13 protein-coding genes and 1 pseudogene are annotated in these 18,047 nt (G+C 48.6%); 4 read left to right on the top strand and 10 right to left on the bottom strand.

Annotation, left to right across the window (positions count from 1 at the left end; translation table 11 throughout):
* Positions 1-129 precede the first annotated feature (129 nt).
* From IEX62_RS04695 to IEX62_RS04685, 3 genes are all read right to left on the bottom strand, one after another.
* The gene (locus tag IEX62_RS04695) at positions 130-1,338 is read right to left on the bottom strand and encodes an S-layer homology domain-containing protein (protein ID WP_188774261.1); all 1,209 of its coding nucleotides are present in this window, start codon (positions 1,336-1,338) and stop codon (positions 130-132) included.
* Positions 1,339-1,584: 246 nt separating this feature from the next.
* The gene (locus tag IEX62_RS04690; protein WP_188774260.1) at positions 1,585-2,316 is read right to left on the bottom strand and encodes a hypothetical protein; all 732 of its coding nucleotides are present in this window, start codon (positions 2,314-2,316) and stop codon (positions 1,585-1,587) included.
* Positions 2,313-2,876, bottom strand: coding sequence for an RNA polymerase sigma factor (locus IEX62_RS04685; RefSeq protein WP_229685615.1), 564 nt, complete (start codon positions 2,874-2,876; stop codon positions 2,313-2,315). Before IEX62_RS04685 ends, IEX62_RS04690 begins: the two co-directional genes overlap by 4 nt.
* Before the next feature lie 324 nt (positions 2,877-3,200).
* Between IEX62_RS04685 and IEX62_RS04680 the strand changes: the two genes are divergently transcribed.
* A complete protein-coding gene (locus tag IEX62_RS04680) occupies positions 3,201-6,272 on the top strand; it encodes a glycoside hydrolase family 3 protein (RefSeq protein WP_188774259.1) in 3,072 nt (1,023 codons plus the stop codon).
* A gap of 393 nt (positions 6,273-6,665) precedes the next feature.
* Here the strand turns inward: IEX62_RS04680 and pstB are convergent, their stop codons facing one another.
* From pstB to IEX62_RS04660, 4 genes are all read right to left on the bottom strand, one after another.
* Positions 6,666-7,421, bottom strand: a complete 756-nt coding sequence (gene pstB / locus IEX62_RS04675) for a phosphate ABC transporter ATP-binding protein PstB (protein ID WP_188774581.1) — start codon at positions 7,419-7,421, stop codon at positions 6,666-6,668.
* Between the two features lie 88 nt (positions 7,422-7,509).
* Entirely contained in the window at positions 7,510-8,445 is a 936-nt protein-coding gene (gene pstA, locus IEX62_RS04670) for a phosphate ABC transporter permease PstA (protein ID WP_188774258.1), read from the bottom strand.
* Positions 8,442-9,368, bottom strand: coding sequence for a phosphate ABC transporter permease subunit PstC (gene pstC, locus IEX62_RS04665; protein ID WP_188774257.1), 927 nt, complete (start codon positions 9,366-9,368; stop codon positions 8,442-8,444). Before pstC ends, pstA begins: the two co-directional genes overlap by 4 nt.
* 208 nt (positions 9,369-9,576) lie before the next feature.
* Positions 9,577-10,521 carry a phosphate ABC transporter substrate-binding protein gene (locus tag IEX62_RS04660; RefSeq protein WP_188774256.1) on the bottom strand — a complete coding sequence of 315 codons (945 nt, stop codon included), beginning with the start codon at positions 10,519-10,521 and terminating at the stop codon, positions 9,577-9,579.
* A 240-nt stretch (positions 10,522-10,761) separates the two neighbouring features.
* Here IEX62_RS04660 and dcuS point away from each other — a divergent pair, with 240 nt between their 5' ends.
* The 3 genes from dcuS (at position 10,762) to IEX62_RS04645 (ending at position 14,777) form a co-directional block, all read left to right on the top strand.
* Positions 10,762-12,357 (top strand): DcuS/MalK family sensor histidine kinase, encoded by a 1,596-nt coding sequence (dcuS, locus tag IEX62_RS04655; RefSeq protein WP_188774255.1) that lies wholly within the window; start codon positions 10,762-10,764, stop codon positions 12,355-12,357.
* Positions 12,358-13,068, top strand: coding sequence for a response regulator (locus IEX62_RS04650; RefSeq protein WP_188774254.1), 711 nt, complete (start codon positions 12,358-12,360; stop codon positions 13,066-13,068).
* 341 nt (positions 13,069-13,409) lie between these two features.
* Entirely contained in the window at positions 13,410-14,777 is a 1,368-nt protein-coding gene (locus IEX62_RS04645; RefSeq protein WP_188774253.1) for a 2-hydroxycarboxylate transporter family protein, read from the top strand.
* Between the two features lie 318 nt (positions 14,778-15,095).
* Here IEX62_RS04645 and IEX62_RS04640 read toward each other — a convergent pair whose 3' ends face one another.
* From IEX62_RS04640 to IEX62_RS04630, 3 genes and pseudogenes are all read right to left on the bottom strand, one after another.
* A complete protein-coding gene (locus IEX62_RS04640; RefSeq protein WP_188774252.1) occupies positions 15,096-15,455 on the bottom strand; it encodes a YtxH domain-containing protein in 360 nt (119 codons plus the stop codon).
* Between the two features lie 115 nt (positions 15,456-15,570).
* Positions 15,571-16,349 (bottom strand): annotated as a pseudogene (locus IEX62_RS04635) (manganese catalase family protein).
* A gap of 382 nt (positions 16,350-16,731) precedes the next feature.
* Positions 16,732-17,829 (bottom strand): AI-2E family transporter, encoded by a 1,098-nt coding sequence (locus tag IEX62_RS04630; protein ID WP_188774251.1) that lies wholly within the window; start codon positions 17,827-17,829, stop codon positions 16,732-16,734.
* Between the last annotated feature and the right edge of the window lie 218 nt (positions 17,830-18,047).

The following is an 18,047-nucleotide window of genomic DNA, read 5'->3' as shown; positions in this document are numbered from 1 at the left end:
AACATGGACGTAGAAATTGAGGTTGAAGTAGACGTTGAACCCGAGATCGAAATCAATACAAAAGACCGCTATCTGCGATGACAGAAGCGGTCTTTTTGTATTGAAATGATAATAGGAGGACGGAGAAGATTAATGGTTAATTGCGCCATCCTTTGCCTGTGCAAGCGAGCCATCGCCATTATATGAAAAGTGTACTGTATAGCCGTACTGTGCATCGGGCTTCAGATTGTTCAGTTGATCTGCTGTAAAATAACCGCATAAGTAGCGGAATTCGGACTTTTCCAACTGTCCTTGATACGTCCAGCCTGTATTCATCGCTACATCATAGCCAGCACCTTGTAGACGTTGCAGCTCGGTTTTTGCTTCCGTGCTATCTGGGTCGACAGGCTTACCGTTCTGAGTCAGGTCAATCGCGACGAAGTATAGGGCATCCTTATCGCTAGCGTGCTGAGCGATTGCCTGCTTAACATCCTGCATCAGCATCACGTCGCCATTGTTAGTGACTGCATACGATTCGCCAGCAGGCGCATCCTCGATCAGAGGAAGATCACCCGTTGCTTCCGAATTGTCGGCTGGTGGCGTGGTCTCTGGCTTGAAGCGGTTCAAATAGTTCATGCCATCATACAATAGGATCGCGGCATCGGCACGCGTAATATTTTGCTTCGGATTAAAGTTACCGTTCGCATCCAGACTTACAATTTTCAAAACGATAGCGAGCTGGATGGAGCCCATATGACTGATATCGATCTTGGATTCATCGTTGATATCTGGTGGAATGATGCGGAATACAGGCATTTTGCCGGTAAGCTGCATCGAGCTCATCACATAGTCGACGTATTGCTCGCGCGTGATGGGAGCATCTGGATTAACAGCTGTAGGAATATCCAGACCTGCGCGCGCTGCTGTAGTGAAGGTATCTGCATACCATGCTGAAGACTTCACCTTGCTAAACTCAGGGATGGCCTGCTGCTGTGCTTGATTCTCATCACCAGACAACGGGTCTGATGCAGGTCGTGTAACGGTATCAAGTTTGAAGGCTTTGACCATCATATGCAGTGCTTGTGCTTGAGTTAATGATTTGCCCGGAGCAAAGGAAGTATCGCTCATCCCGTTAATGACCTGTTGAGAGGCTAGAGCTGTAATTTTGTCCTTGCCAGGTACCCCATTCAGATCGTCAAAGCTAGCGGCAAAGGAGCTAGTGGCAATGCCACCGGATAATAACGAGAATGCCAGTGTTGAGATCGCCAGTCGTTGTCCGAGCTTGCGATTTCGTTTATTTGATGGGATTGCCTTACCTGCTGCTACGTTGCTTTTTTTCCTGCTTGTGCTTCTGTTCATCGTATATTCCTCCTTGAAAATAGGTTCATCCATCCATAACAATGGAACGTTCTATCTTAAAAGACGACAATTCGTAGGAATGGTTATGTCACTCCGTATACATTTGTGAGAATAAATCTCTGAATATCTATTTCTGAATAGCCATATCTAAACATCAATCGTTACGATCCCAAACGATACCTATTCGTATACACCCAACTAATCATCTAACCCACCGTGTTAAACAAGCACGATGAAACGAACAGGTTACTTCAAAGCTGGATCATTTGGATCGGTGAAAATTCCCTGCTCAGCCGATAGTGGTGAGCCATCGCCATTCGTAGCAAAATGAATCGAATAACCGTAATCAGGACTTGCTGCAAATTGCTCCAGCTGTGCGGCGGTTAAATAACCAGCAACCATCGTGCCTGCTGTCTGCTGCATCTCGTCACTGTATGTCCAGTAGCGTGTATAGCCAACTTGATACTGTAGTTGCTGTAGACGCTTCAACTCTGCACGCGTCTGTTCGCTATCTGGAGCGACAGGCGTACGATTGTGGAATAGATCAATGGCGACGAGGAAAACGACCTGCTTGCCCTGATTCGCTTGTAGCGCTTGCTTCACCTCATGGCTGTAAAAGAAGGTGCCATTTGCAGGCATCTGCATGGATGGTGACACATCACCGCCAGGTAGCTTCTGATTGGACACGTAGCTGTTCACAACAGGCTCGGATGCGGTATACATTGCAGACTGATTTTGCCAGAATGGGCTGAATATCAATAGACAGGCGGCAACCGCAACTGCTGCCAGAGCGGAAGCGATACCTGTACGATGCCAGCGACGGCGACGGGTATTCATCACATCGCTATCAGGCACATCCACGGTTGCAGGGGCATGCTCGATGAGCTGTAGCTGTTGCTCCAATCGCTCCAGCAGTACATCATCGACCTGACCGATCGCCTGAAACAATCGTTCCTCACGCGTAAGCGATGTCGTCATAGCTCAATCCCCTCCTGGATCAGATAGCTTTTTAGCTTGCCTCGACTGCGGAACAGGCTGGCTTTAATATTGTTTTCCTTTACCTTGAACCGTTCAGCCATCTCAGACAGCGACATGCCGTACCAGTATCTCGCCAAAAATAGATTGCACTCACGCTCTGGCAAGGTGTGCATAAACTGATTAATCGTCTGGTTCAAATCCTGATCCAGTAGCGTCTGTTCAACATTGGTGCTGTCAGGAATACACTCGGTTAGTTCTTCCAGCAAGGACGGCATATCGCCACCCCGTTTCTTCGCTTTTTTGGCTTTGTATTTATCCAGTGACAGATTGCGAGTAATGCGTCCGACAAAAAAGGCTAGCTTATTCGGTCGCTGCGGCGGAATCGCATTCCATGTGCGTAGCCATGTATCGTTGACACATTCCTCCGCATCCTCTGAGTCATGCAAAATATTGTACGAAATCGAGTAGCAGTAGCGTCCATACCGATGGGACGATTCCTCAATCGCAGATTCGTGCCGATCCCAGTATAGCTGCACAATGTCTTCATCGTTTAGCATCATATCCCTCTCTTGATCCATAGTCTCTCTATATACACAGACGACAATGAGCGGCAAAGGTTATCCTATAATTAGAATTTGCCTGAAATCATGCTGATGGTGATCACTAATTATTACGCTAATTATGACCTGAGGAACAGCTTTGAAAGGGCTTTCTTTTGCGGAGTGATTACTTTACCATTATGGATAAAGCTTACAAAATAGGCGCTTGAATAGCACAGGTTATCCCAGGTAGACGGGCTTGCGCTTCAGCAAAACGACGTCGCTAATTAACGCTTATTTTTACTGGATGACAATCCACCCTATACATAAAGGAGACGATGATAGATGGCAAAAACAACACCGTATCCGTTTCAGGATCATACGCTCGCTCTGGATCAACGAGTAGAGGATCTCGTTTCACGTTTAAACGCAGAGGAAAAGATTGAAGCGATGTTGCAATATCAGCCAGCCGTTGAGCGACTTGGGGTGAAGGCGTATAAGCATGGAACCGAAGCAGCGCATGGGATCGCCTGGCTGGGAGAAGCAACGTATTTTCCACAGCCTGTTGGGCTTGCCTGCACGTGGGATGCAGAGCTCATGCAGCGTATTGGTAACGTGATCTCGGATGAAGCCCGAGTGATGTATAAGCGCAATCCAGAAGTGCATGGCTTAACATTGTGGGCACCAACGGTGGATATGGAGCGTGATCCACGCTGGGGTCGCAATGAAGAAGCATATGGTGAAGACCCATATCTCACGGGCGAATTGACGAGTAAGCTGGTACAGGGCATTCAGGGTGATCATCCTGTTTATAAAAAAGCAGTGGCCACACTCAAGCATTTTCTCGGTAACAATAATGAAGTCGATCGTGGCTCTGGCTCGTCGAGTATTGATCCGCGTAATATGCGTGAATATTACTTAAAAGCATTCGAGCGACCATTTGTAGAGGGACAGGCAAAGTCGATGATGACTGCCTACAATTCGATTAATGGAACGCCAGCGCTGATGCATCCGCTCGTGCATGAAGTTGTGAAGAATGAATGGAAGATGGATGGCTTTATCGTCAGCGATGCAGGCGATGTGATGGGCATTATGCGCGATCATGGCTATTATGATTCTCACACTCCGGGTGTCGCTGCCTCGATCAAAGCAGGAATTGATAGCATTACAGATGATGCCGACCTGTCCAAGGCGGCGCTGCGCGAAGCATTGGAGCAAGGGTTGCTCGATTGGAACGATATCGATACGGCGCTACACAATACGTTTCGCGTGCGATTGATGCTAGGGGAGTTCGATCCAGAGGAGCTGAATCCGTATGCTGCCATCGGTGAGGAGTCGATGCTGGCAGAGACAGCACGGGCAACTGCCACCGAAGCTACTCGTAAGTCAGTTGTGCTGCTCAAAAATGACGATCATAAGCTACCCTTATCGGCAACCTCGACTGGGAACGTAGCGATCATCGGTGAGCTGGGTGGGGTCGTCTATCGGGACTGGTATTCGGGTAGCCTGCCTTATGCAGTTACAGCTGTAGAAGCGATTCGGAATAAAGTGGCTGGAGATGTTCATTATACGGATGGAAATGATCGTATCCGTCTACGTACGACAAATGGTGAGCTGCTGCACGTGCGAGTGGATGGAAGTGTCGGCACGCAAACGGAAAAAGGCACTACTGGTAGCAATCAGGATGCTGGTGCTAGCGAGTCTGCTATAGCGTCGCATTCGGCTACAGCAGACCGCTTCATTTTATCCGATTGGGGCTATGACAGCTATTGCCTACGCTCGGAAGCGACAGGAACGTATCTAGCGGCAGACGATGAGCAGCAGCGATTAGCTACAGCCACGGATGAAGTGTACGGCTGGTTTGCCAAGGAGGTGCTGCGACTGATTGAGCAGCCAGATGGTCATATCGGCATTCGTACCTGGAATGGCCGTGAGCTGTACTGGGATCAGACGGAGGGGACTGTTCGTATTGCCGAGGGTGAGCATCGCTATCCACCCGTGCAGGCAGAATGGCAAATTCCAGCTGCCGCACGCGCCACGCTGGGCGATGTAGAAGCAACCGTGTCTGTAGAGGAGATTGCTCCTTCATCGATCATCCCAGAGCCTGCTTCGGCACAAGCGATAGGTTCCACAGAAGCCTTTCATTTTAGCAAAGAAGTGCTGGAGAATGGCGTCGAACGCGCTGCACAACTGGCAACCGAAGCCGAAACCGCGATTGTATTTGTCGGCAACCATCCGCTCATCAACGGCAAAGAAGAGGTAGATCGTCCAGGGCTGGAGCTGGCAGCTTCACAGCTTCGCATGGTGCAACAGGTCTATGCTGCTAACCCAAATACGGTAGTCGTTGTGGTCGGTAGTTATCCATTTACGATGGATTGGATTCAACAGCATATCCCAGCGATTGTCTACATCACCCATGCCGGGCCAGAGCTGGGCAATGCCATTGCAGATGTACTATATGGCGATTATGCGCCAGCAGGTCGACTGAATATGACGTGGTATCGTTCTGCCGAGCAGCTAGGGAATCTGCTGGACTATGATATCATTCGCTCCGGTCGTACGTATCAGTATTTTGAGGGAGAGGTGCTCTATCCATTCGGTCACGGATTGACCTATTCACCGATGAGCTATAGCGAGCTCAAGCTGTCTGCCAATACGCTACAAGCCGATGCAATGCTAACCGTACAGGTAACGATCCAAAACGAAGGCGGATTGGACAGCGATGAAGTCGTACAGCTCTACACCCGTAGTAGACAATCACGAGTCAAGCAACCGCTCAAAACACTACGCGCATTCCAGCGTGTGCATATCCAAGCAGGACAATCCATTCAGGTACAGCTACAGCTTCCAGTACAGGAGCTTGCCTTCTGGGACGTGACACGCAGCAAGTATGTAGTCGAAACTGGAGCCTATGACGTGCTTATCGGACGTTCCTCCAGCGATATTCGTTTAGAGCAAAGTATACAGATCGAAGGCGAAACCATCCCGCCACGCGATCCATACCAGACCATACGAGCAGAAAATTACGATAACTATCAGGCTATCCATCTGATCGAAGCTAACGACGGAGGTGCAGCAACAGAAGCCATCAACGACAACGCATGGCTACTCTATACCGATATGAACTTCAATTCCAGCGTATCCAGCCTAACCGCATGTCTTAGCAGTCAAACAAATACACCTGAGATTAAGGTCTATATCGACAACATCGATTCTGAGCCTATCGCTAGCCTATCAGTTCCTGTTACAGAGGAGTCAACAAGCACAGTCAATGCTGCAAACAGTACAACTAAAGACTGGCAAGAGGTAACCGCAGATATAAAAAATCCAAGCCTATACAGCATCCAAGCCGTATACCTCGTCCCAGCTCAAGGTACACGGATTAGCGAATTCCGATTCAATCCAGCCAAGCTGTAATTGCTTTGAGAAGAAGAATGCCCGCTTAAATCATATCAAAGCGTGAAAATATATTTACCAGTATATAAAACAATAAATATCATTTGAAAGGTTTGAGGTTTGAGGTTTGAGGTTTGAGGTTTGAGGTTCAAATTCACCAATTTGCTGCAAGCCGCACAGAACGAAGGGAAGGAAATAAGGGGTAAGGACGACTTACAGTGTTAGTGCTTTTCTAACACGGGGTTCAATGGAAAGTGATTTTTGCGCCAGCAAAATATCTTACTGCTTCAGAGGGGCGGGAATCTTCATGTACTCCTAATCGGTAGATTCCCGCCCCTCCACTGAGTCCGTCCCCTTATTCCTTCCCGGAGTGGTGTACGCTCAAGCACCCCACCACAGCATAAAAAAGACGCTTCAACCGAAGCGCCCCATAATATATTCCTGCGTCGAATTCTTCTCAGGATTCGTGAAAATCTGATCCGTCTCTCCATGCTCAACAAGCGTCCCTAGATAGAAGTAAGCCGTGTAGTCGGATACACGCGCCGCCTGCTGCATATTGTGCGTTACGATAACGATACGCAGATCCTTTTTCAGCTCCGTGATGAGCTCCTCGATTTTCCCTGTAGATACTGGATCAAGTGCCGAAGCAGGCTCATCCAGCAGTAGAATCTGTGGATTAACCGACAGCGCACGCGCGATACAAAGACGCTGCTGCTGACCACCGGATAGTGCCAGTGCTGATTCCTTCAAACGATCCTTAACCTCGTCCCATAATGCTGCACGACGCAGACTCGTTTCCACAATCTCGTCAAGCTGTTTACGGTTTTTGATGCCATAGTAGCGTGGGCCAAAGGCGATATTTTCATAGATTGATTTGTAAAAAGGATTCGGACGCTGCCATACCATACCAATCCGTTGACGCAGCTTGATCACGTCGGTGCCTGACGCGGTGAGGTCGATCCCGTCCATCCAGATATGTCCGGTGGAGCGAGAGCCGGCGATCTCATCGTTCATACGATTAAGAGAGCGCAGGAACGTCGATTTACCGCAGCCAGAAGGGCCGATAAGTGCAGTTACACTTGCAGCAGGGAAACCCATGCTAATATTTTTAATGGCTTGAAACTCACCATAATAGATACTTAAATCTTCGGTACTGAAGGGCATTGGCATGACCATAATTGAAAGTTCCTCCTTGAGTGGTTGCCTGACCCGTAAGATCATAGATGTATGAGCTTACGGGCGGCAGCATTGTGCCAGATCAGTTCATCCGTTTGGATGCAGTCATGTAGCGGTACAGTGTACGTCCACCCCAGCGTGCGAACAGGTTGAACAGCAATACCATGATCACGAGTACAGCGGAAGCGCCAGCCGCGATCTGAATCGCATCCGGTGCCAGACCTTCACTGTTTACTTTCCAGATGTGCGTTGCCAGTGTCTCAGCAGGACGCAGCGGATTCAGCGGTGAACGCGGATGCAGTGGATTCCAATCTGAGAAGTTCAGCGGTGGAGTTGTCATACCGGATGTGAACAGCAATGCTGCCGCTTCACCGAATACACGACCAGCAGCCAGAATCGTACCTGTTACAAGTGACGGAATCGCTACAGGAAGCATGATCGATGTGATGATCTTCCATTTGGACAAACCGAGTGCCAGACCTGCTTCTTTTTGTTCACGTGGAACACCAGCAAATGCCTGTTCCGTAATCCGAACCATCAGTGGCAGGTTGAAAATGGTCAGCGCCAGTGCACCAGCCAGCAGGGAGAAGCCCAGCTCAAAGGTATTTACAAATACGAGCAAGCCGAACAGACCGATAACGATCGACGGGAAGGAAGACAATACTTCAACAACCAGTCGGATAAAGCTAGTGATTTTACCAGGCTTTGCGTACTCCGACATATAGATACCGCCACCAAGTCCAAGCGGAATGGTGATGATCATCGTCAATACGAGCAGGTAGAGCGAGTTAAACAGTGGTGGACCGATACCGCCGCCCTCACGAATCGTTTGCGGATTCGAGGTCAGGAAGTGCCAGCTAATATGTCCAAGTCCACGGAACATAATAAATCCAATCAAGCCAAGCAAAATAGCGACGATCGACAGAGCAAACACGATAATGACAACCGTGGCGACTTTATCAGCGGTTTTAGCCCGTTTGCGTGCTTTGCTACGTAGGATTTGGGTCTGGGTTGTCATATCCGGTTTCTCCTTTCAAGCAGACGGATGATCATGATGAAGACAAACGTCATCAGCATAAGTACAAGCGCCATACTCCACAATGCGTTATTTTGAATGGAATTCATTGCTGTGTTACCCATACCAAGCGTAATGATACTGGTTAGTGTGGACGCAGATTCCAGCAGGGATGTTGGGATAAATGGAGCATTACCAATAACCATTTGTACCGCCAGTGCTTCACCGAAGGCACGTGCCATACCGAGTACGATACCTGTCAAAAGCGCAGGCAGCACGGTTGGAAGCACGACGCGGTAGATCGTTTGCCAGCGTGTAGCACCCAGTGCGTAGGAAGCTTCGCGTTGACCGCGTTGCAGATTCGCCAGTGCGTCAGCCGCGACGCTTGTAATCGTCGGCAGGATCATGATCGACAGTACGAGCGCACCCGCACCTACACCGATACCCTGACCGCCTACATGGTCACGCAGGAAAGGCACGATCAGTGTTAAACCGATAAAGCCGTATACAACAGACGGAATACCCGACAACAACTCAATCGCTGGTTGCAGGATACGTTTACCAAATGTCGGTACGATCTCGGTCATGAACAATGCAGCTGCGATACTCAGCGGGCTTGCGATCAATGCGGCTAGCAGCGTGACGAGGAATGAACCCGCAATCGCTGGCATCGCACCAAAGGCTGGCGGTGATGCATCAGGTGCCCAGCGTGTGCCAAACAGGAAGTCCATGATGCCAACACCATTCACAGCAAAGGTCGCTACACCCTTCGATGTAACAAAGTAAACGATCGATACGATGGTCGCAATCAGAAAGACAACACAGACCGAAGTATAAATACGACCGATCCAGTCCTCAATCCGATGTTTTTCGAGTGGCAGTCTGCGACGCTGCGCTTCTCTTGGAGTAACCTTGGAATGCTCCATAAATAAAAAACCTCTTTTCTACAAAGCGTTTAAAATCCGTTTTTTGCCATTGCCCAGTCTATGTCTATATGTGTAGGAACAGGGAGAATAGACCTCTTGCAAAGGAGGTATGTGGTGCTAACGTGAAAAGAGAGGCGGAGTATCCGCCTCTTTTCGCTGCGGTTGACCGACAGCCGAATCTTTTCACTCGTTCTATTGGAAGTAAGGCTTATTTTTGAGTTACTTTACCTTCTGCATCACGTTGTACTTGCATGCCAGAGATTGGAATGTAGCCCAGTTGCGTTACATCGCTCTTTTGAACGTCATCGCTCAGCATGTAGTCGAGGAATGCTTTTGTGGAAGCATCTGGCTCGCCTTTTGTATACATATGCTCGTAAGCCCATACTGGGTATTTACCAGCTTCAACGTTTTCTACCGTTGGCTCTACGCCGTCATAGCTCAGTTCAGCTACGCTGTCGTCCAGGTAGGACAGTGCCAGGTAACCGATAGCGCCAGGTGTTTCAGCGATCAGCTTTTTAACTGTACCTGAGGAATCCTGTTGGATCGAACCAGCTGGATCTTCTGTTTTTTGACCCAGTGCATATTTTTCAAATGTTGCACGAGTACCGGAGCTGCTTGGACGGTTGATGATTACGATCTTCTGGTCAGCACCACCAACATCTTTCCAGTTCGTTACTTTACCAGTGAAGATATCAACCAGTTGTTGTTTCGTCAGACCTTTTACGTTAGCATCTTTGTTAGCAACTGCTGCCATAGCAACAACGGCTACTTGATGGTCAACCAGCTCAGCTGCTTTGTCAGCATCCAGCTTTTCAGCAGCGAACACGTCGGAGTTACCGATTGTAGCTTGACCTTCGGACACTTGAGTCAGACCAGTACCACTACCGCCACCCTGTACCTGTACAGAGATGTTTGCATATTTGGAGTCTGCCATGAATTTCTGTGCGACCTGGTCAACCAGTGGTTGCAGTGCAGTGGAACCTACAGCGAGAATCGAGCCGCTATCTGTACTGGTTGCAGCTGCTTCTCCCGAAGCATCAGTACCTGTTGTAGTCGAGCCTGTAGTTGTTGAGCCGCTGTTCCCAGATCCGCAGGCAGCAAGCACCAGAATCATCGTCAGCGTGAAAAGCATAATTGGCAGTTTCTTAAACATTTGTAAAGTCTCCTCCCCCTAATTAAAGGCGCAATACTTGTATGTTTTTGTTGATCACAAAACATATTTTAGGAGTCCAGTGTTAGCTTTAAGTCGTAGTTTTGTAAACTCTGTATTAAAATTTTGCGAAAATGTATACGAAATGTAAGATGAAGATTGTGTTTCTTCTTTATAGAAATTGTCATCGTAGAGATAGAATTGATCTGCATGTGATGCAAAAAACAGGCTGAGGTGAGGTCGGTGAGAAAAGGAATTCGCTTACGCTTACAAACGACGATCACATTGCTCGTCTGTCTGGTCGTCGCGCTGGTGCTGCTTTGCGTGTATATTTTATACAGCATCGAGGTATCCGGGCAGACGCGTGAAGGACTGGAGCAGCGCGCGGTTGCAATTGCGCGTACAGCGGCGTATACACCGCTTGTATATAAAGCGCTTGATGGAGAAGCTGATCCCCGAGAGGTACAGACGTATGCGGAGCATGTACGGCAGATTAACGGGGTTGAATTTGTCGTAGTTATGAATATGCAGGGCATTCGCCTATCCCATCCAGATCCAGCGCAGATCGGCAAGCATTTTCGCGGTGGAGATGAGGTATCTGCGCTTCACGGACAGGAGACGGTATCGATTGCAGATGGCTCGCTCGGGCGATCGATTCGAGCTTTCGAACCGATCTATAATGCGAATGGCAAGCAGGTTGGTGCCGTCGCGGTGGGGATGTCGATCGGAACGCTGATGACAGCGATTAGTGATAACAAATGGATACTGTACTGGGGAATCGCGTTGGGCGCATTGCTCGGTACGATCGGCGCTGTACTGCTGGCACGTAAGTTCAAGCGACTCATGTTTGGCATGGAACCGGAGCAGATTGCACGTCTGCTGGAGGAACGTAGTGCGATGCTACAATCGGCAAAAGAAGGCATTTTATCGGTCGATCAGCGATTTCAAATTACGCTTGCCAATGCGGAAGCAAGTCGATTGATTGGAGCGGCTGGCGATCGTGAAGGGGACGAGCGGCGCTTTCGTGAATTTTTGCGGTTGTTACAGATGGAACGAGCACTGGCAGGTGAACCGCTCAAGGATGTGGAGATTGCCGCTAATGGGCATCGACTGCTAGTTAATGTTGAACCTGTTCAGGTGAACGGACAGACCGAGGGAGCGATTGCGACCTTCCGGGATATGACGGAGATTAGCAGGTTGATGGAGCGTTTATCGGGGATTTCGATGTATGCCGATACATTACGCGCACAGACGCATGAATTTATGAATAAGCTCCATATTATGATGGGACTGCTACATATGAAGCAGTATGATCGGTTGGAGGAATACGTTCGCAGTATCGTGCCAAGTCTGCAAATGGAAGCAGGCACCGTTAGACAGCAGATCAAGGACCCGGTCGTCGCAGGCTTTCTGATCGGTAAGCTGAGCCGTGCACGCGAGCTGCATGTACGCATGACGTTAAAGGAAGATGCGCTATTACCAGAGTCGGCAGAGCCACAAGTAGCGTATGAGCTTGTAACCATCGTCGGCAATCTGCTCGAAAATGCGATGGAGGCATCGCGTCAATCCGCAGAGCCAGAGATCGAGCTGGGCTTCGATTATGATGACGAGGAGCTGGCTGTTACAGTGCGCGATAACGGGATCGGCATACCGGACGAGCTACTAGAGCAGATGTATGAGCAGGGCTTTTCTACCAAAGGGCCAAATCGCGGCGTTGGCTTATATCTCGTACGCCGTAGTGTCGATAAGCTGGGCGGCGATATTCGTGTGATCAGTGATGAGCATCAGGGCACGACCTTTGAATTCACGATTCCTTATTCTATCAAGCGTGGTGATTAGATGATTAACGTACTGATTGTAGAAGACGATCCAATGGTAGCCGAAATGAATAAATTCTACCTCGGTCAGGTAGATGGCTTTCACTGTGCAGGCTGGGCAGGCTCTACTGAACAGGCATTGGAGATATTACAACAGCCAGAGCATGATATCGATCTGGTGCTACTCGATATTTACATGAAAGAGCATAGCGGACTAGACCTGCTTGCCGATATCCGACACGCGAATATCGAGGTGGATGTGATCATCATCTCAGCAGCCAGCGACAAGACAAGTATTCGGTATGCCCTGCAAAACGGCGCTGTCGACTATCTGATCAAGCCCTTTGAATTTGAGCGCCTGCGAGCCGCACTATCCGCCTACCGTGAGCGCCATTCTCTGTTATATAACAGCAGTAGCCTTGCTCAGGCAGAGCTCGATTTACTCACCCAGCCTGGGCAGGCACCGGAAAAAACAGAGCTGGGCAAAGGGCTCACCCGCGTCACACTCAAGCTCATCTGGGACACGATCAGCGCACACGCCGCTCCCATCTTCTCTAGCGAGGAAATCGCCGGACAAACCGGACTATCCCGCGTATCTGTTGGCAAATACCTGACCGCGATGGAGGAGCTAGGGATTCTGGAGCTGGAAACCACCTATGGCACGATCGGCCGACCTGTCAAACGCTATCGCACTACATCCGGTGCAGATGCGATTATTGGTAAATATATTTGAAGAGCGATAGAGTGAGTGGATAAGTGAACTTGAAAGAATGCTAGTAGCAGAGCCGCTGAAGTGAAAAAAGATTATGGATACGCATGGGGTGGAACTGCTACAGATTGTATGCAGTTCTTTTTGTATGTAATTCTGGATGAACTTCGGTAGACAGATAAGTGAGAATGGAAGTGTATATCTATTCCACATGTCATAACTAACGTCCACTTTAAAAAGTTTAAAAAAGATATCGATACTTAGAAAAATATTAAAGCGCTTTCAAAAAGTTTACTATGATCTTGTAACGAGCAAGCACCATCACATAAACAGAACGCTTGCCCGACAAAGGAGGTAAACTAAAGATGGAAAAGTCAATTCAGCATCCGATTCATAATCATGTAGAAGAGCGACATGTCCCGGCTAACGAAGGCAAGCTCAAGCTTCCCGCTCCGCTCAAGCAGCTTGGACACATCCGAATCGGAGCGATTCCGCTACCGTTATATGTGCTGCTGGCAGTGATCGTTTTTGCTGCGGCTGCGCTAGGGGAGTTGCCTAACGATATGATCGGCGGTCTGGCTGTCATTATGGTGATGGGGGTGCTGCTCAGTGAGCTGGGCTTCAAGCTACCGTTGCTCAAGCATATCGGCGGGCCAGCGATTCTATCGCTGATGGTTCCTTCGTTCCTCGTCTTCTGGCATGTATTGAATCCACCAGTGATTGACTCGGTGCAGACGCTGATGAAGACATCCAACTTTTTGTACTTATATATATCGTGTCTGGTGGCAGGTAGTATTACTGGCATGAACCGTAAAACATTAATTCATGGCTTTATTCGCATCTTTATTCCGATGATTGCAGGTACACTGGCAGCGGTTGCGGTTGGTCTGGCGGTAGCGATGCTGTTCGGCTACAGTGCGTATCATGCCTTTTTCTACATTATCGTACCGATCATTGCAGGTGGAGTAGGCGAAGGCATTCTGCCGCTATCGATTGCCTTCTCGCAAATTCTCGGTGGTGAATCGGCAAGCTATGTTGCTCAAATGATTCCAGCCGCTGTGATCGGAAATGTATTCGCGATTATCGGTGCAGGCGTACTGAAAAAAATGGCGGATAACAACAGCGCCATTACGGGCAATGGCGTATTGGTCAAAGAGAAGAATGGTAAAATGATGAGTGGTAGTGTATATGACGGCTTAAAGCCAGATTTTGCCCTGATGGGAGCGGGATTACTGTTTGCCTGTGGATTGTTCATTACCGGGCACTTGCTGTCTCCATTTGTTGGCATTCCAGGGCCGATTTTGATGATTTTTGGTGCGGCACTGCTCAAGGTCACCAATCTACTGCCGCAAAAAATCGAACAGGGTGCCTACCAGCTATATAAATTCGTTTCCGGTACGTTGACGTGGCCGATCATGGTGGGGCTGGGGATTTTGTACATTCCACTGGGTGATGTGGCAGCGATTCTATCGGTTTCGTACATTCTCGTCTGTGCGTCGGTCATTCTAGCGATGATCGTGAGTGGTTATGTTGTCGGGAAGTGGGTACGGATGTATCCGGTGGAAGCGGCGATTGTTACCGGCTGTCGAGGTGGTCTGGGTGGAACGGGCGATGTAGCGATTTTATCCGCTTCCGGTCGAATGGAGCTGATGCCTTTTGCACAGATTTCCACTCGAATTGGTGGGGCGCTTACTGTCGTTATTGCCACTGTACTACTATCCATGTGGAGCTGATCGGTCATGCGATGCAGGCTATAATAGAAGCGGCAGATTGTACTGGTGCGTCACGCCATATAATGCCGCAAAATCAGCTTGCTCGATTAATGTAATCAACGCTTCACAGATCCATTGCGGTGTTCGCAACACGTGAGACTGATTCCTTTTTACCATGTAGGTTCAACAGCCTTGCTGATGACTATATTAAAATAGAAAAACCGCTCTATACGATCATAGAGCGGTTTTTTGATGATATCTATTGTTAAATATTAATAATGAGCGCTGCTGTGTAACGAGCGATACATAGTACATTTTTGTTGATGATGGTAACGAAAGTTAGCTTTGGATGCTACGTACGTTGGAGGAGTTGCCGATTTTATTTTGCTGATTGTTTTGCTGGAAGTCTTTTACCTCTGACTTCACTTCGCTGATCGCAGCGCCTGCTTCGGATTTGAAATCTTGAGCGGTATGCAGTGATTCCTTGATCGCACCGACCACTTCCTGCCCTTTCTCAGCGATTTCATGACCTTTTTCGTTAATCAATGGCCCCTTTTCCTTTACCAGCTCGGATACTTCAGCGAGCTTCTCGCGTACCTTCTGTCCTTGCTGTGGAGCGACGAGTACAGCAACTCCAGCTCCGACCAGCGCACCTGTTACAGCTCCGATAGCAATCGTTTTGGTTGTTTGAGAGTCCATTATTCATTCTCCTTTGCAACTGGTATAGTATAACGACAAATGACATGATTGGAATAAGGAATTCCCCGGAATCATGCCGTTCTGCTTCGCTGCATGCTCCGAGGAATCAGTTGTACTATTTGCTCAGCGTACCGACATTAATAATGCTCGGTGCCTGCTCTGGACGGGAATGCATAATATCAGGCGCTGGTTTGAGAATTGGCGCCTGGCCATAGGCTTTAGGTTGTTGTACGTATTCAAATGTGCCTGTACCGTCCATCGATGGGCCGCTTGCCCAGCATCCGGCTGCACTTTCCTCCCCCTGTGAGAAGTTCATGAACTGGTGAGCGACCTCGCGTTTTTCCAGTTCTAGCGGGAAGGATGCAGGCGTGATCGTGCCCTGTTTGGCTTCGATCTCAGAAATGGCGGCCAGCCACTGATTCTGGTGCATCGTATCGCGTGCGATCATAAAGGAGAGCAGATCGCGTACGCCCGGATCGGTCGTTTGTTCATACAGACGGATAACCTGTAAACGACCCTGAGATTCCGCATTCAGATTGGCACGGAAATCGGACAGCAAATCGCCGCTCGCTACAATATAGCGAGAGTTCCATGGGTAGCCTACGCTATCCGATGGAAGAGCGCCCAGACTGGATACGATCGCGTGTTGTGGATTCATACCGCCCAGTATGGCTCCAATGGCAGGGTCTTTGGCAGCGGCTTCGACCTGATCGAGCGGTGCGTCATCGAGTAACTGAGCAATCATCGTTGCCAGCATTTCCACGTGACCGATCTCCTCGGTACCGACATCTCGCCATACTGTCCACCTAGCACCTCTTGCAGCTTGCGTGCATAGACGGGATCTGGCTTATCCGGTTTGGCTGTGTATTGTAATTCTTTAATGTGAAAGAACATAATGTAACGCCTCCTTATACTTGGTTGTTATCGCTTGAAGTGGGTCAGGATTTGTACGTGTATGGTGATTTCACTTAAAGTCTGCCAGGTGTCGGGACAGCTACCACGGTACGGCAGCACAATTGCATATCCATGATGTGCTCTACCGAATCGGCCATAACGTATAACCGCTACTGCCACACACTAACAATAATGCCTTCTATGGAAAGAGTGGTCACGATGGCCATCGCATAACCCTATTAACATATCATTTCCGAGATAACCGAATATTTGACCATAAAATTGCATTTATGGAGTGTAATGTTGTTAGCTCTGTTTTAGCCGCATCAAACAAAAAAAGACCGGAGCGAGAGCAAGTAAGCTCATTCACTCCGGTCTGTATTCATTCTAATTCACTGCTAACCTTCTGTTTAAGATACATGCGGTACAGATGTACGATGCTAATTTTGGCTGCCATATAGATTGGAATAACGAGCAGCATCCCAAGAATACCACCCATATCGCCACCAACGAGCAATAGCACGATGATCGTAAATGGATGAATATCCAGCTGATTCCCGAAAATGATCGGCTCCAGCAGATTGTTCTGAATCAATTGAGCGACAATCACGATGACGATCGACCATACTCCCATCATCGGTGACTCGATCAGACCGACGATCGCTACGGGAACTGCCGACAGAATCGCCCCGATGTACGGAATGAAGTTCAGGAAAAAGGCGAGAAAGACGAGCAGCAACGAGTACGGCAGATCAATGATCAGAAACCCGATATACAGCAGTACACAGAGCGCGAAGTTCACAAGTACACGACCCGCGATAAAGCTGCTCAATGCATCGTCGATTTCATTTAGCATCGTTTTGCCATCTTCACGGTATTTGCCTGGAAATAACTGCTGCAAGCGAGTCGCCAGCTTGTGGTCGTCCTTGAGCAAATAATAGAGCATGATCGGCACAGTTGCGACAACGAGCACGAAGTTCGATACAAACGAGAACATGCCGGAAATATGCACAGACAGCCAATCAAATACTGTGTTCAGGTACTCGGTTAGCTTTTGCAGCATTTCCGAGCTATTGGCACTGCTACCCGCAGGCATAAACTGCTGTACAAATGGTTGTTTTTCCAGAACCTGCACCTGCGCGATAATACTGCGTGTGAAGTCAGGCGCGCTTGTAATAAAGCTTTTCACCTGGTCGCGAAGCGTTGGCCAGCCAATAATGCTGAATACCACGAGAATCACAATCACGAGTAGATAGAGTAATAAAATAGACCAGGAGCGCCGCAGCTTTTTCTTTTCTAAATAATTCACGAGCGGACGCAGCGGATAGTACAGAAATGCTGTAATCAACAGCGGTACAATGGTCAGACTAATCAGTGAGCGAATCGGTACGAAAATAAAATCAACTAACGTACCCAGATAAATAATGAGTAAAATGAGTGCAATACCCGCACCAAGGCGGAAAAAGCGGTTTTGCAGCATGTAGGAATGCCCCCTTGAATCGAATTGAGTAGTGTGGAGTAATGATGAGGTGTATATCTAAGATCGTATCGCTGTATGTATGCTGCCATATGCCGTATTTGCAAGCGGAACATATGGAATCACAGGCAAGCTGCGGCAGTTATCTGTTATATTACGCAGCTCACTTGCAGAACGATTCATCAGAATCTAAAAAGCTTCCAATATCACATGTCTGCTAC

This window comes from Paenibacillus hunanensis (genome assembly GCF_014645615.1).
Classification (GTDB): domain Bacteria; phylum Bacillota; class Bacilli; order Paenibacillales; family Paenibacillaceae; genus Saccharibacillus; species Saccharibacillus hunanensis.
Note: the sequence above shows the minus strand (reverse complement) of the source record. Positions and strands in the feature narration are given on the sequence as shown.